The sequence below is a fragment of the Amycolatopsis marina genome, assembly GCF_900111885.1.
GTDB lineage: Bacteria > Actinomycetota > Actinomycetes > Mycobacteriales > Pseudonocardiaceae > Amycolatopsis > Amycolatopsis marina.
In genome coordinates, this window is the sequence record NZ_FOKG01000003.1 from 1 (window position 1) to 13,690 (window position 13,690).

Sequence of the window (13,690 nt, forward strand, 5' to 3'; positions counted from 1 at the left end):
GAGCCGTCGGAGTGCCCGGCATCGGCCTGGGCCTGCTCGCGGGCCATCTGGGCGGAGTCCTTTTCCTCGCTCATCCCGATGGGACCCAGTCGGCGACCGTTGAGGAACTGCTCCACCACCGGCTCGTCCGAGGTCAGCAACACCTCCCGCGGCCCGAACATCACCAACTCCTTGCGGAACAACATCCCCAGGTTGTCCGGCACCGTCCGAGCCACGTTGATGTTGTGCGTCACGATCAGAATCGTCGCGTCGATCTGCGCGTTCAGATCAATCAGCAACTGCGACAAATACGCCGTCCGAACCGGATCCAAACCCGAATCCGGTTCATCACACAGAATGATCTCCGGATCCAGCACCAACGCCCGCGCCAACCCCGCACGCTTACGCATGCCACCGGAAATCTCCCCCGGCAACTTCGTCTCCGCGCCGGCCAGACCCGTCATCTCCAGCTTCTCCAGCACGATCCGCCGGACCTCGGTCTCCGACTTGCGCGTGTGCTCCCGCAACGGAAAAGCCACGTTGTCATACAAGTTCATCGACCCGAACAACGCGCCGTCCTGAAACAGCACCCCGAACAACTTGCGGGTCTCGTAAAGCTTGCTCTCGGAACAGGTGACGATGTCGACACCGTTGATGACGCACCGACCACGGTCCGGCTTGAGCAGGCCGATCATCGACTTCAGGAAGACGGATTTTCCGGTTCCCGACGGGCCGAGCATCACCGACACCTCGCCCGGAGGCAGCGTCAGCGACACGTCCCGCCAGATGGCCTGCTTACCGAAGGACTTGGTCAAACCTTCGATGACCACCTCGGCACCCATCGCACCTCCCGGAGCAACGTCGTCGTCTTCCTCAGCCTTGCCTCACTCGCGGCTCGCGCCCTGGCGTTCTCGCACGCGTCGTCGCACGGCGAAACCCGCGTCAAACAGGTGCAACGAGTTGAGTGCGCACAGGTTACTCACCAGTTTTTCCGCATCCACCATCCGACCGGACATTGTTCTGTCCACATGGCCCATTCAGGTGGTGGCAGCACCGTAGCCCACCGAGCCCGAGAACGCCGCCCTACCACCTGTTCCCCACCCGGACATGCGAAAGGGCGGGCACCCGAACCGGGTGCCCGCCCTCGAACGCGCGTGTTACTTGATGGAGATCTTGGCGCCAGCGGCCTCGAGCTTCTCCTTGGCGGCCTCGGCGGCCTCCTTGTCGACCTTCTCGAGGAGGGCCTTGGGAGCGCCCTCGACCATCTCCTTGGCCTCCTTGAGACCAAGACCGGAGACGACCTCGCGGACGACCTTGATGACCTGGATCTTCTTGTCGCCGGCACCCTCGAGGATGACGTCGAACTCGTCCTGCTCCTCAGCGGCCTCGGCGGGGGCGCCAGCGGCGGCCGGCGCGGCAACGGCGGCCGGGGCGGCCGCGGTGACGTCGAAGGTCTCCTCGAACTGCTTCACGAACTCGGAGAGCTCGAGCAGGGTGAGCTCCTTGAAGGCGTCGAGCAGTTCGTCAGTGCTGAGCTTCGCCATGATGGCGTTCCTCTCTAGTTACGACCTCGCGGTCAGGGGTTTGTCAGTTCAGCTCTCGGCTGGTGCTTCGGCCGCGTCCGTCGATTCGGCCTTGCGCTTGTCCTCCAGTGCGGCCGCCATGCGGGCAACCTGGGACGCCGGTGCCTGGAACAGCGCGGCGGCCTGGAACAGCTTGGCCTTGAAGGCGCCCGCTGCCTTGGACAGCAGAACCTCACGGGTCTCGAGATCCGCGATCTTCTGGATCTCTTCGACGCTGACGGGGCGGCCATCCATGTAGCCGCCCTTGATGACCAGGGACCCGTTGTTCTTCGCGAAGGCCTTCAGCGCCTTCGCCGCCTCGACCGGCTCACCTTCGACGAAGGTGATCGCGGTCGGACCGACGAAGAGGTCGTCGAGCCCCTCGATGCCAGCGTCCTCGGCGGCACGCTTGACGAGGGTGTTCTTCGCGACCCGGTACTTGGCACTGGAGCCGAGAGCGCGGCGCAGCTCGCTGAGCTGGGACACGGAGAGGCCGGTGTACTCGGTGACAACTGTTGCCGAGCTGGTGCGGAACCGGTCCGCAATCTCGGCGACGGCCGCCACCTTGTCGGGCTTCGCCATGGTCGCCTCCTCTCTTGGCTGGTAACTGCAGAGTCGACCGTGGCCGTCCCAGACCCCTGAAACGACGAAACGCCCCAGCGCAGCAGGCGCGGGGCGTTGTGGCGCGCGCGACGCATCGCGCGGCTGGCCTCGTTCCTCCTGCGCGGGCCGCCCGTCAGTACGGGGCCTTCGTCCACTTCACCAGGTGGCGGAGTGAAAACCAGCGGTCTTCGGTAGAACCGTCGACAAGAGTACCCCGACGCCCTGCCGCCCGTCCCGGCACCCCCGCCGAAGTGCAGTTAGCGGGCTAAATGCACTTCGGGGGGGTGTCGACGTGGCGCACCAGCGCCTCCTTTTGGGTGTTGGTGGGAGACGGGCGGTGTCGACGTGGCGCACTAGCGCCTCCTTTTGGGTGGTGGTGGGCGACGGGCGGGCCAGGTGGGCTGCCACTGACCGTGCCTGTGCGGGCATCATGGGTCACGTGGCGGAACGCAACGGAGACCAGCGGCCTGGCCCGGACGAGCAGCAGGACGGCGAGCAGCCGCCCGGGACGGCGATCGAGCCTGCCTACCCCGCCCCGCCTGCGCATCCCGCGCAGCCCACACCCCCGATCCAGCCGCCCGGCCAGTACGCGCAGCAGCCGGCGGCCGACCTCGACGCCGAACAGCTGCGCCAGTTCCAGCAGTTCCAGCAGTTCCAGGACTTCCTGCGATACAACGAGGCGCAGCGCCAGGCCGGCGGGGACATGGTGCCGCAGCCGACCCAGCAGCCCGCGCCGCCGTACCCGCAGGGCGGACCTCCTGCTCCTCCCGGCCCTCCCCCGCAACTGGTCCCTGTCGCGCCCCAGGAACCACCCCGCCGCCGGAAGGTGCCCCGCTGGTTGCGGCGACTCGCCGCCAAGCTGCTCGGCTGGGTGATCGTCCTGGTCATCCTCGGGCTCGCGGCCAACTGGGCGTACGACCGAATCTTCGGGGTCGAGAACGAGGACCTGCCCGCCTCGATGACCGGTGGTGGCACGTACAAGACGAACGATCTGCTCTCCGACCTGCCGTACGAGGCGGTCCGGCAGGTCTACGACGCCATCGCCCAGGAGGACCCGAGTACCGGGGAGCCGCCGGTCGCGCAGGCCTGCGGGCGCTTCGCGGAGGCGGTCCAGCAGCGCTTCGCCGTGAACCTCGGTTATGCCGACTGCAAGCAGGCCGTTCTCGCGCTGCACACCGACGTCACCGACATCAACGACTACGCCGAGTCGATCCCCTCGAGCGTCTCCGAACCGGTGAGCAGCGAGACGATACGCATCGACTCGTGCGACTTCGACATCGCCGGAGGGCCGGCGCTCGGCGTCTTCACCGTCAGTCAGGTCGAACTCGGCCAGTGGCTCATCACCGGCCACGAGCCGGGCCCACGCACCTGCCCCGCCCCGACCAGCACCTCCCGCTGAGTGCGTTTAGCGGGCTAAATGCACTCCCGCCGAAGGCGACCACCCCACGGGACAGCACCGGGGCAACAGTGCCCCGGAGCCCGGGGGCGGGTCTGTGACCTGCAGTTAGCGGGCTAAATGCGGTTCTCGGTGACGAAGGCTGCCAGGGTGCGGGAGAACTCCGGGGCCATTACCGCGGTGAGGTGGTCACCAGGGACGAGCTGGAGGCGGGCGTCGGACAACGCCGCGGCCAGCCGGTGCGGCTCGGCCGCCAGCGGGTCCGCGTCGCCGGCGAGCACCAGTGCCGGAACGGTGACGGCGTCGAGGTCCACAACCTGCGTCTGGATGGCTGACGCCACCGCGGCGAGTGCCTTGCGGTCCGCGCCGAGGCCGTCGGCCAACGCGCGGAACGCGGCCCCCTCGGCCGGCGCCTGCGCAGGGTCATCGGCGAGAAGTGCGGTACTGATGGCCTCCCTGGTGACGACCCTCGTGTCGACTCCCCCGCAGTCGATCACCCCCGAGCCGACCCCGCCGATCGCGAGCCTGCGCACCCTCGGGTCCCTGCCCGCGACCACGAGTGCGATCACCGCACCCATGGAGTAGCCCACCAGGGAGACCTCGTCCAGCCCGAGCTCGTCGAAGAGCGCCTGGACATCCCGGGCCATCGTGTCCTCGCCATAGCTGGCCGCATCATGCGGTTTTGCCGAGCGCCCGTGTCCGCGTGCGTCCAGGGAGATCACCGTGAGCCCGGCCGTACGCAGCGCTTTCACCACGCCGGGCCCCATCCAGTTCGCGTTGGTGTCCGCGGCGAAACCGTGCTGCAGCACCACCGGCGGAGCCTCGGCGGTGCCTTCCCAGATCGTGTAGTTGAGCGTGAGTCCGTCGAACGACGCGAAAGTCGGCATGGCGCGATCATCGCCCACCGGCAGTCCGAGCGGGGCAGGTAAGTGAGGTACGACAAAGAGAGGCGGCCCCGCGAAAGTTCGCGGGGCCGCCTCTCTTGTTCGAACTCGGACTAGCTCGCGTCCTCGGCGAGCAGGTCGCGGGTGCGCGACGGATCGACCTGGATACCCGGGCCCATCGTCGTGGAGAAGGTGATCTTCTTCAGGAACCGGCCCTTTGCCGCGGACGGCTTCGCCCGCAGGACCTCGTCCAGCGCGGCCGCGTAGTTCTCCACCAGCTTCTCGGTGTCGAACGAGGCCTTGCCGATCACGAGGTGCAGGTTGGCCTGCTTGTCCACGCGGAAGCTGATCTTGCCGCCCTTGATGTCGGCGACTGCCTTGCCGACCGCGGGGGTCACAGTTCCGGTCTTCGGATTCGGCATCAGCCCACGCGGGCCGAGGATGCGGGCGATACGCCCGACCTTGGCCATCTGGTCCGGCGTCGCGATCGCGGCGTCGAAGTCGAGCCAGCCACCCTGGATGCGCTCGATCAACTCGTCGGTACCGACCGCGTCCGCGCCGGCGGCCTCGGCCTCAGCGGCCTTGTCGCCGGTGGCGAAGGCGATGACGCGGACGGTCTTACCGGTGCCGTGCGGCAGGCTCACGGTGCCGCGGACCATCTGGTCGGCCTTGCGTGGGTCCACCCCGAGGCGCATGGCGACCTCGACGGTGGCGTCCATCTTGACCCTGGAGGTTTCCTTCGCGAGCTTGGCGGCCTCGAGCGGCGCGTAGAGGCGCTCGCGGTCGATCAGCTCGGCGGCCTGACGGTAGGCCTTGCTGCGCTTGGTCATGCTCTGTCCTTAACTTAGAAATGGATCAGGTGTGGTTGGGGCCAGCGCCTGGCCCTCCCACGGTGTGCGATCGGCATACACATGATTGCGTCGCAGGACGCCAACACGTGTGCACAGAACGCAAACTCGGAAGTACTCGAGTCAGCTCACTCGACCGTGATGCCCATCGAGCGGGCCGTGCCCGCGATGATCTTGGCGGCCTGGTCGACGTCGTGCGCGTTGAGGTCGCTCTTCTTCGTCTCGGCGATCTCCTTGACCTGGTCCCAGGTGACCTTGGCGACCTTGGTCTTGTGCGGCTCGCCGGAGCCCTTCTCGACCCCTGCGGCCTTCAGCAGCAGCTTCGCCGCGGGCGGGGTCTTGAGCTTGAAGTCGAACGAGCGGTCCTCATACACGGAGATCTCGACCGGCACCACGTTGCCACGCTGCGACTCGGTCGCGGCGTTGTAGGCCTTGCAGAACTCCATGATGTTGACGCCGTGCTGACCCAGCGCGGGGCCGACAGGCGGAGCCGGGTTGGCGGCACCCGCCTGAATCTGCAGCTTGATGATCGCTGCAAGCTTCTTCTTCTTGGGTGGCATTTCTGTGTGTCCTTCTAACTATCGCGTTTCCCGCGAACCTGCCAGTACCGCGGGAACTGCCGACCCTGTCCGGGCCGTCAGATCTTGGAGACCTGGTTGAACGACAGCTCGACCGGAGTCTCCCGGCCGAAGATCGACACCAGGACCTTCAGCTTCTGCCCGTCCGCGTTGACCTCGCTGATCGTCGCGGGCAGCGTCGCGAACGGGCCATCCATAACGGTGACCGACTCGCCGACCTCGAAGTCCACCTCGACAGCGGGTCCACCGAGCGCGCCTTCGCCCGATTCCTGCTCGCCCTTGCCGGCCTTGGCCGGAGCGGCCTTCTCCACCTGGGGCGCGAGGAACTTCAGCACCTCGTCGATGCTGAGCGGTGAGGGCCGTGAGGTGGCGCCGACGAAGCCGGTGACCCCCGGTGTGTTGCGGACCGCGCTCCAGGACGCGTCGTTGAGCTCCATCCGGACCAGGATGTAGCCGGGCAGCACCTTGCGCTGCACCTGCTTGCGCTGGCCGTTCTTGATCTCGGTGACCTCCTCGGTGGGCACCTCGATCTGGAAGATGTAGTCCTCGACGTCCAGCGTCTGGGTACGGGTCTCGAGGTTGGTCTTGACCTTGTTCTCGTACCCCGCGTAGGAGTGCACCACGTACCAGTCACCCGGGGCCGCGCGGAGGTCGGCACGCAGCTTCGCGACCGGGTCCTCTTCGACGTCGGGCTCGGGCTCGACCGGCTCGTCCTCGGCGCCCGCAGCGTCAACAGCGCCGTCGGTGTCGGTGTCGTCGTTCTCGGAGGTCTCGGCGTCCTCACCGACCTGCGCGTCATCGGCGCGGTCATCGGCCACGTCGACGGGCTCGGTGCGCTCGGAGCTTTCCTCGCTCGCGACCGCGGGCACCTGCTCGTCGGAAAGGCCGGTCAGGTCCTGACCGGCTCCTGAGCCGTTCTCGGAGGTCACTTTCCGTCCTCTCAATTGATCACGTATCGGGTACGCGGCTGTTCCACCACTACCTACGGCCGCACTCCCTTGCAGGCGCCGGTGACGCCCGACGACTCAGTCGCCGAACACCAGGGCCACGACCTCGTTGAAGCCGAGGTCGAGCACGAACACCAGCGACACCATGAACACCACGAAGATCAGCACCGCAGTGGTGTAGGTGACCATCTGCTTTCGGTTCGGCCAGATGACCTTGCGCAGCTCGGCCCAGACCTCACGAAGGAAGCGGCTCAGCCGCCGGAACAACGAAGGCTGCTTCGTGTCCGGGCGGTCCCGCTTCGGCGTCGGCCGCTCCTTGCCCGGCGACGCTCCGGCCTTGTCGGCCTTACCCGACTTCGATGCGGCCGAAGCTTTGCCCTTCGGCGCGGGAGCCTTGGCGCCATCCGCGGCATCCGCCCCGGCGCCCTCGCGCCCGGCGGAGGCGCGGCGCGCACGCCGAGCCGCGGCGGTGTCCGGACGGGAAGGGCCCTTCGGGTCCTTCTCCTGGTCCTTCTCGCCGTCCTCGCTCACGGGCTACTCCTCCGCTTCAACCAGTCACGCGTCCATCCGGAATCCACCTGTTCCACTTACGCAGGGGTGACAGGACTTGAACCTGCAACCTGCGGTTTTGGAGACCGCTGCTCTGCCAATTGAGCTACACCCCTTCGAGCGGCCCCGGTAGGAACCCGCTCATCAGGACGCCTTCCACCCTCCCCGCAGCCGAGCGGGGCAAGCTGTCATGCGTTCCAAGTTCGGCAGTCTACGGCAAGCCGTACCGAGACCCGCAACCGCGCCTCCCGGAGACCCGACTAAAGGTCCACCGCGCACGTTCCACAGCCCCTGATCACGGCCCGCGGCACGGTCCCCGGCACGGCGCTTGACACCGAGCATGAAAACATGGGACGCATGGCTACCACCGGAAGTCCTGTCACCAGCCCTGCCTCTCGTGTCTCGGCGCGCATCGCCGCGATCAACCCCTCGGCCACACTGGCCGTGGACGCCAAGGCCAAGGAGCTCAAGGCACAGGGCAGGCCGGTCATCGGTTTCGGCGCGGGACAGCCGGACTTCCCCACGCCCGACTACGTGGTCGAGGCCGCTGCCGCCGCGGTGCGTGACCGGGCCAACCACGGCTACACCGCCGCAGCGGGTCTGCCCGAGCTCAGGGAGGCGCTGGCGGCGAAGACGCTGCGCGACTCCGGCTACGCGGTCGACCCGGCCCAGGTCCTGGTCACCAACGGCGGCAAGCAGGCCGTGTACTCGGCATTCGCCACACTGCTGGACCCGGGCGACGAGGTGCTGCTCCTCGCCCCTTACTGGACCACCTATCCGGAATCGATCACCCTTGCGGGTGGAGTTCCCGTGCAGGTGACCGCCGACGAGTCGACCGGCTACCTGACCACGGTCGAGCAGCTCGAGGCGGCGCGCACCGAGCGCACCAAGGTCCTGCTGTTCAACTCCCCCTCCAACCCGACCGGCGCCGTCTACCCGCGTGAGCAGGTGGAGGCGATCGGCCGCTGGGCACTCGAGCACGGCATCTGGGTCGTCACCGACGAGATCTACGAGCACCTGGTCTACGACGGCGCCAAGGCCGAGTCGATGCCGGTCGTGGTGCCGGAACTGGCCGACACCACGCTGGTTCTCAACGGCGTTGCGAAGACCTACTCGATGACCGGCTGGCGGGTCGGCTGGATCATCGGCCCGAAGGACGTCATCAAGGCCGCCTCGAGCTACCAGTCGCACCTGTGCGGCAACGTGTCGAACGTTGCCCAGCGTGCCGCCCTCGCCGCCGTGTCCGGACCGCTGGACGCCGTCGAGGAGATGCGGAAGGCCTTCGACGCGCGGCGCAAGCTCATCGTCTCGCTGCTGTCCGACATCCCGGGAGTCGAGTGCCCGACCCCGCAGGGGGCCTTCTACGCCTACCCCTCCGTCAAGGGCGTGCTGGGCAAGGAGATCCGCGGGGAGCGTCCGGCCAACACCCTCGAACTGGCAGACCTGATCCTGCGCGAGGCCGAGGTGGCCGTCGTGCCGGGTGAGGCCTTCGGCACCCCCGGGTACTTCCGCTTCTCCTACGCTCTCGCGGAGCAGGACCTCGTCGAGGGCGTCAACCGGGTCGCAGCACTGCTGGCCGAGGCGAAGTAGCCGGAGCGACCGTGCCCGCACACCGCAGCGTTCCCCGGCTGCTGCTGGCGACGCTGGGTGTGCCCGCGGTCGCGATCGCGGGCGGCTGGCTCACCCGGCAGGCGCTCGCGCCCAGGCTGCCCGACCCCATCGCGGTGCACTGGGGCGTCGACGGCCCCGACCGATCGGCCGGGCTCACCGGGTTCACCACGGCCGCGCTGCTGATCAGCGCGGGAGTGGCCCTGCTCGGTACGGCGCTCGCGGTGGCGGCCCACTATCGCGGTGGTGGGCTCGGCCGGGCGGCCATCGCCTTCCATGCGGGTGCCGCCTGCTTCCCCGCCGCGATACTCCTCGCCACGTTGCTCGGCAATCTGGACCTGACGCACTGGGAGCAGGCACCCGCCCCCGTCGCCGTGGTGGCAGTCCTGCTCGGCGTGAGCGGAGCCGGTGCCGCGGCGGGCTTCCTGGTGGCCGGGTCTGCCCGGCGCGGATCGCGAGCCGAGGCCGGCATGCCCGCGGCGGGCGCCGAGGACGTCAACTGGAGCGGCGGGGCGACGAACACGCTGCTCGTCTGGACCATGTTGCCGGTCCCGGTCGTCCTGATCACCCTGGCCCTCGTCGGTGGCACCGGCGTCCCCGCCCCGCTCTACGTCATCGTGGCCGCGGTCGGTGTGCTCGCCGCCCTCGGGCTCGGCAAGCTGCGTGCGCAGGTCGATCGCACCGGCGTCTCGGTCGAGTTGGGACTGCTTCGGTTTCCACGCGGGCACTTCGCCCTCGCGGAGATCGCCGAGGCGGAGGTACGGACACTGACCTTCTGGGGCGCGGGCGGCGTGGGCTACCGGGTGAATCCGGTCAGCGGTGATGTCGCTTACAAGTTGCGCGGCGGACGGGCCCTGACCCTGGTGCTGCGGACGGGCCGCAACGTCTTCATCACCGTCGATGCCGCGGATGAGGCAGCCTCGGCGGTGAACGCGTTGTTGGGTCGCACATCGCAGACCGACGCCGAATGAGCTAGAAACTGAGGCATGACCAGGAAGAGAGCCGGCCTCGCCGTCGGCGCGGCCGTGCTGCTCCTCGTTGCCATCGCGGGCGGGGGCTATCTGTGGCAACGCAGCGATGACTCGGCTCTGCCCTCCCCGGAGAGTTCAGCGCCTCCCGCGGCAGGCCAGTCGGCGACCGGCGGCGGCGAAGGGCAGTACGTGGCGCTCGGAGACTCCTACACCTCTGCCCCGCAGATCGGCCCCGCTGTCGGTCCGAGCGGCTGTCACCGGTCCGAGAACAACTACCCCCACCTCATGGCGGCGGAACTGGATCCGGCGGGGTTCGTCGACGTCAGCTGCGGCGGTGCCACGACCGCACACCTCACCACACCGCAGGACATCGGCCAGGAAGTCCAGCCGCCGCAACTCGACGCCCTCACCCCGGACACCACGCTGGTCACCCTCGGCATCGGTGGCAACGACGTCGGGCTGGTCCAGCTCGCCTCCGAGTGCGTCTCAAGCGAGCAGTCCAAGTCCCCGTGCCGCGACCGGCTCACCGCAGGCGGCCTCGACCGCCTCGCGGAGGCCATCAAGAGCACGGAGACAAAGGTCAGCGCGGCGCTGACCGAGATCCACGACAGAGCGCCACAGGCCAGGGTGCTGGTGGTCGGGTACCCCACGGTTCTGCCCGCACCCGGCGAGGGCTGCTGGCCGGAGTTGCCGATCGGTGCTCCCGACGTGGCGTACCTGCGGGACGCGCTGGACGCACTCAACACGATGCTCGACGAGCAGGCGGCCGCGGGCGGGGCCGAGTTCGTCGACACGGCGACGCCCACCCTCGGGCACGACATCTGCAGGCCGCAGGACGTCCGCTGGGTGGAAGGCCTCACCAGCACCGCCGACTCCGCACCGCTGCACCCCACGGCTCGTGGGCAGCAGGCGATGGCGGAGGCGGTGCTCGCGGAGCTGAACCGCCCCGGTCCGTGAGTTCGCGGCTCAGCCAGGGCGGATGACCGCGTTGGCCTTGCCGAGAACGGTCCTGCCCTCGAACTTCGCGGTGATGTCGACGCGGGCGGTCCCGTCCTCGCGAAGTTCGCCGACCTTTCCGGTGAACTCCACGAGCGCACCGTCGGAGTCGTCGGGAACCACGACGGGCCGGGTGAAGCGCGCCCCGTAGGACACGAGCCTGCCCGGGTCGCCGAGCCAGTCCGTCACCAGCCTGCCGCCGAGGGCCATCGTGAGCATGCCGTGCGCGATCACGTCCGGCAGCCCGACCTCCTTGGCGAAGCGCTCGTTCCAGTGGATCGGGTTGAAGTCCAGTGCGGCGCCGGCGTACCGGACCAGCTGGTCGCGGGTGACACGCACGGCCAGCGGGGGCAGCTCGTCACCAGCTTGGACGGTCGCGGGCATTCAGGACCCCTCCCCTCGGACGACGAGCTGTGCACGGGAGGTGCAGACGTGCTCGCCGTTGTCATCGGTGATCTCGGCGCGCACGGTCAGGAAGTCGTTTCCCGCGCGGGCCATGACGTCCTCGATGTGGACGGTGAGTTCGAGGCGGTCACCGGCGTGGGCGGGCCTGGTGTGCGTGAACTGCTGTTGCCCGTGCACCATGCGCGCGTAGTCGAGGCCGAGTTCGGGATCGGCGACGATGCGATTGATCGCGGTCAGGTTGATGACGGTCAGGAAGGTCGGGGGCGCGATCACGTCCGGATAGCCGGCCGCCCGCGCCACCTCGGGATCGCGATAGAACGCGCTGTCGTCGCCGATCGCCGCGGCGAACTCGACGATTTTCTCCCTGCTGACTTCGTAGCTGCCGACCGGCGGATATGTCCGGCCCTCGAATGACGGATCCAGAGGCACCCGGGCAGGTTACCCGGCGGCGAAAACCGTCAGGGCCACCCTGGCCGCGTCGGATGCGGCCAGGGTGGCCCTGAAGGCACGAAGCGGGTCAGTTCAGCTGGACACCGTAGGCGTTCAGCGCCTCCACGACGGGCTGGAAGAAGGAGCTTCCGCCGCCCATGCCGGACGTGATGCCGAGGCCGGTGCTGCCGGAGAACATGCAGCCGCCGGAGTCACCGGAGTTGACCCGCGCCGAGGTCTGCACCAGCTGGTACACCGCGCCCTGTGAGTAGTTGACCGTCACGTTGGTGCGCTGCACCGTCCCGCAGGTGAGCCGGGTCGTGCTGCCGCTCTTGCAGATGTTCTGGCCCACGTAGGCGTTGGCCGCCGAGCTGATCCGCTGGGTCGAGCCGTTCCACAGGGTGACCGCGCCGGGTGCGCTGCCCGTGGTGTTGCGGATCAGGCCGTAGTCGTTGCCAGGGAAGCTGGCCGCGACCGAGGGACCGACGTTCCAGTTGGAGACCGCGCCGGTGCAGTGGCCCGCGTCGACGATGTAGTTCGTGCCACCGCGGTTGGTGTTGAACCCGGCGGAGCAACGGCTGCCACCGCCGGTGATGGCCTCACCGTTGTAGATGGCCTTGCTCATGCCGCCCGCGACGTGCTCGACGCGGACGGTGTCGCCGAGCCGCTTCGCGGTCGCCAGCAGCGCGCCGAGCGCCTTGCCCTTGGCCTGCTCGGCGACGGTGACCACAACCTGGTTGGTCCGCACGTCGGTGCCGATCGACGTGTGCGGGACCGCGGACACCGCCTCGAGCGCGTTCTGGGCGGAGTCGAGCTGCCGCGCCGACCGGGAGACGATCTTCGCGGTCGCACCGGCGCGGCTCGCCTCGGCCGCTGCCGCTTCGGTGAGGACGTTGACCACGGGCTTGCCCTGTGCGTCCAGGTAGGTTCCGGCCAACTGCTGACCGAGTTGCTCGGTCACCGTGTCCAGGACCTTGACGCTGGTCTCCTGTGTCCGCAGCACGTTCAGTGCGGCGGTTTCCGTGATGCCCTTGCTGGAGCTCAGCGCCTCCACCGCGGCCTGCTGGACCTCGGTCGAGTAGCCCTCGACACCGCCAGGTGCGGCGGCGACCGTGGGGGCGAGGAAGCCGAGCGCTGTCGCGCCGGCGACCGCGGCGATCGCGGAACGGGTGACGTGTCGTCGACTCAGGAGACCGACAAACTTCTTACGCATACCGCCAACTCACTTTCGCAGGGGGTCGATCGACGCTCCCGCGTTACCGAAGCAGCGCGACCACGCCGATCACAGTGGGTTGTCCGGACACGTTTTCTGTGACCGGTACCGGTGAAAACCGGCACACGACAGAGTGAAGTGTGTCACCCAACGATGGGTAGGACCTTTCGTTGGTTTTCGGTTGGAGCACGTTTATTTCCAACGAAAGTTGCAGTGTTCGCCGCATGCCCCGAAGCCCGACACAGCACTGAGGCCGTCCCCCAGGATGGGGAACGGCCTCAGTGAGATCTGGGGAGAACGCGTCAGCGCGTCTCTTTGTGCACCCGGTGCGTACCGCAGTTCGGGCAGAACTTCTTCATCTCCAAGCGGTCCGGGTCGTTACGCCGGTTCTTCTTGGTGATGTAGTTGCGGTGCTTGCACTCCTCGCACGCCAGCGTGATCTTCGGTCGCACGTCGGTGGCAGCCACAGCAAAGCCTTTCTCTAACTAATAGTTTCCCCGCACCGCAGCCAACTCCGAACGGAAGCCGACCACACCGGGGGTCCAGGGGGCCTGCCCCCTGGCCGGGGTCTGGGGGCTGGGCCCCCAGGGCAATGCGAAGCGAGTCAAGGTTTGCGCAATCCGCAAACACAGCTCACCCAACTCGCGTAGCGGGAGCGGGACTTGAACCCGCGACACCACGATTATGAGCCGTGTGCTCTAACCACCTGAGCTACCCCGCCT

The 13,690-nt window shown here is 68.1% G+C and carries 16 protein-coding genes and 2 tRNA genes; 4 read left to right on the forward strand and 14 right to left on the reverse strand.

The genetic code is table 11. The annotated features are described in order from the left end of the window. The 3 genes from BM199_RS06195 to rplJ all read right to left on the reverse strand — a co-directional run. Positions 1-821: ABC transporter ATP-binding protein (locus BM199_RS06195; protein WP_143101778.1), on the reverse strand; the 821-nt coding region annotated here is incomplete at its 3' end. A gap of 315 nt (positions 822-1,136) precedes the next feature. After that, on the reverse strand, positions 1,137-1,523 hold the full coding sequence (gene rplL / locus BM199_RS06200; RefSeq protein WP_091671001.1) for a 50S ribosomal protein L7/L12: 387 nt from the start codon (positions 1,521-1,523) through the stop codon (positions 1,137-1,139). A gap of 48 nt (positions 1,524-1,571) precedes the next feature. Further along, entirely contained in the window at positions 1,572-2,123 is a 552-nt protein-coding gene (gene rplJ, locus BM199_RS06205) for a 50S ribosomal protein L10 (RefSeq protein WP_091671004.1), read from the reverse strand. Positions 2,124-2,574: 451 nt separating this feature from the next. Between rplJ and BM199_RS06210 the strand changes: the two genes are divergently transcribed. Beyond that, positions 2,575-3,543 (forward strand): hypothetical protein, encoded by a 969-nt coding sequence (locus BM199_RS06210; RefSeq protein ID WP_091671007.1) that lies wholly within the window; start codon positions 2,575-2,577, stop codon positions 3,541-3,543. Positions 3,544-3,656: 113 nt separating this feature from the next. Here the strand turns inward: BM199_RS06210 and BM199_RS06215 are convergent, their stop codons facing one another. The 6 genes from BM199_RS06215 to BM199_RS06240 all read right to left on the reverse strand — a co-directional run bounded on the left by BM199_RS06215 (position 3,657) and on the right by BM199_RS06240 (position 7,462). Beyond that, positions 3,657-4,427, reverse strand: a complete 771-nt coding sequence (locus tag BM199_RS06215; protein ID WP_091671010.1) for an alpha/beta fold hydrolase — start codon at positions 4,425-4,427, stop codon at positions 3,657-3,659. 110 nt (positions 4,428-4,537) lie between these two features. Then, positions 4,538-5,254, reverse strand: coding sequence for a 50S ribosomal protein L1 (gene rplA, locus BM199_RS06220; RefSeq protein WP_091671012.1), 717 nt, complete (start codon positions 5,252-5,254; stop codon positions 4,538-4,540). 146 nt (positions 5,255-5,400) lie between these two features. Beyond that, positions 5,401-5,832: a 50S ribosomal protein L11 gene (gene rplK, locus BM199_RS06225; RefSeq protein ID WP_091671015.1), complete on the reverse strand. Its 432-nt coding sequence runs from the start codon at positions 5,830-5,832 to the stop codon at positions 5,401-5,403. Between the two features lie 77 nt (positions 5,833-5,909). Next, positions 5,910-6,779 carry a transcription termination/antitermination protein NusG gene (gene nusG, locus BM199_RS06230; protein ID WP_091671018.1) on the reverse strand — a complete coding sequence of 290 codons (870 nt, stop codon included), beginning with the start codon at positions 6,777-6,779 and terminating at the stop codon, positions 5,910-5,912. A 96-nt stretch (positions 6,780-6,875) separates the two neighbouring features. Further along, a complete protein-coding gene (secE, locus tag BM199_RS06235; protein WP_091671021.1) occupies positions 6,876-7,328 on the reverse strand; it encodes a preprotein translocase subunit SecE in 453 nt (150 codons plus the stop codon). 61 nt (positions 7,329-7,389) lie between these two features. Beyond that, a tRNA-Trp gene (locus BM199_RS06240) sits at positions 7,390-7,462 on the reverse strand. A gap of 241 nt (positions 7,463-7,703) precedes the next feature. On the opposite strand from BM199_RS06240, the gene BM199_RS06245 reads away from it, so the two are divergent. From BM199_RS06245 to BM199_RS06255, 3 genes are read left to right on the forward strand one after another with little or no spacing between them, the layout of a single operon-like run. Next, the gene (locus BM199_RS06245; RefSeq protein WP_091671024.1) at positions 7,704-8,936 is read left to right on the forward strand and encodes a pyridoxal phosphate-dependent aminotransferase; all 1,233 of its coding nucleotides are present in this window, start codon (positions 7,704-7,706) and stop codon (positions 8,934-8,936) included. Positions 8,937-8,947: 11 nt separating this feature from the next. Next, a complete protein-coding gene (locus BM199_RS06250) occupies positions 8,948-9,925 on the forward strand; it encodes a hypothetical protein (protein WP_091671027.1) in 978 nt (325 codons plus the stop codon). A gap of 15 nt (positions 9,926-9,940) precedes the next feature. Beyond that, the gene (locus BM199_RS06255; RefSeq protein WP_091671029.1) at positions 9,941-10,882 is read left to right on the forward strand and encodes an SGNH/GDSL hydrolase family protein; all 942 of its coding nucleotides are present in this window, start codon (positions 9,941-9,943) and stop codon (positions 10,880-10,882) included. A 9-nt stretch (positions 10,883-10,891) separates the two neighbouring features. On the opposite strand, the gene BM199_RS06260 is transcribed toward BM199_RS06255, so the two are convergent. The 5 genes from BM199_RS06260 to BM199_RS06280 all read right to left on the reverse strand — a co-directional run bounded on the left by BM199_RS06260 (position 10,892) and on the right by BM199_RS06280 (position 13,689). Then, complete coding sequence (locus BM199_RS06260; protein WP_091671032.1) at positions 10,892-11,305, reverse strand: MaoC family dehydratase; 414 nt, start codon at positions 11,303-11,305, stop codon at positions 10,892-10,894. Then, a complete protein-coding gene (locus BM199_RS06265; protein ID WP_091671035.1) occupies positions 11,306-11,755 on the reverse strand; it encodes a MaoC family dehydratase N-terminal domain-containing protein in 450 nt (149 codons plus the stop codon). It lies immediately after the preceding gene. A gap of 88 nt (positions 11,756-11,843) precedes the next feature. Next, positions 11,844-12,968 carry a S1 family peptidase gene (locus tag BM199_RS06270; protein WP_091671038.1) on the reverse strand — a complete coding sequence of 375 codons (1,125 nt, stop codon included), beginning with the start codon at positions 12,966-12,968 and terminating at the stop codon, positions 11,844-11,846. Positions 12,969-13,270: 302 nt separating this feature from the next. Then, complete coding sequence (rpmG, locus tag BM199_RS06275; RefSeq protein WP_091505072.1) at positions 13,271-13,435, reverse strand: 50S ribosomal protein L33; 165 nt, start codon at positions 13,433-13,435, stop codon at positions 13,271-13,273. A 180-nt stretch (positions 13,436-13,615) separates the two neighbouring features. Then, positions 13,616-13,689 (reverse strand) — tRNA-Met (locus tag BM199_RS06280). Between the last annotated feature and the right edge of the window lies 1 nt (position 13,690).

What these genes read in the sequence shown, in the direction of transcription:
- rplL (WP_091671001.1), bottom strand. Translation starts at nt 1,523, where the DNA reads ATGGCGAAGCTCAGCACTGACGAACTGCTCGACGCCTTCAAGGAGCTC.
- rplJ (WP_091671004.1), bottom strand. Translation starts at nt 2,123, where the DNA reads ATGGCGAAGCCCGACAAGGTGGCGGCCGTCGCCGAGATTGCGGACCGG.
- BM199_RS06210 (WP_091671007.1), top strand. Translation starts at nt 2,575, where the DNA reads ATGGGTCACGTGGCGGAACGCAACGGAGACCAGCGGCCTGGCCCGGAC.
- BM199_RS06215 (WP_091671010.1), bottom strand. Translation starts at nt 4,427, where the DNA reads ATGCCGACTTTCGCGTCGTTCGACGGACTCACGCTCAACTACACGATC.
- rplA (WP_091671012.1), bottom strand. Translation starts at nt 5,254, where the DNA reads ATGACCAAGCGCAGCAAGGCCTACCGTCAGGCCGCCGAGCTGATCGAC.
- rplK (WP_091671015.1), bottom strand. Translation starts at nt 5,832, where the DNA reads ATGCCACCCAAGAAGAAGAAGCTTGCAGCGATCATCAAGCTGCAGATT.
- BM199_RS06245 (WP_091671024.1), top strand. Translation starts at nt 7,704, where the DNA reads ATGGCTACCACCGGAAGTCCTGTCACCAGCCCTGCCTCTCGTGTCTCG.
- BM199_RS06255 (WP_091671029.1), top strand. Translation starts at nt 9,941, where the DNA reads ATGACCAGGAAGAGAGCCGGCCTCGCCGTCGGCGCGGCCGTGCTGCTC.
- BM199_RS06260 (WP_091671032.1), bottom strand. Translation starts at nt 11,305, where the DNA reads ATGCCCGCGACCGTCCAAGCTGGTGACGAGCTGCCCCCGCTGGCCGTG.
- BM199_RS06270 (WP_091671038.1), bottom strand. Translation starts at nt 12,968, where the DNA reads ATGCGTAAGAAGTTTGTCGGTCTCCTGAGTCGACGACACGTCACCCGT.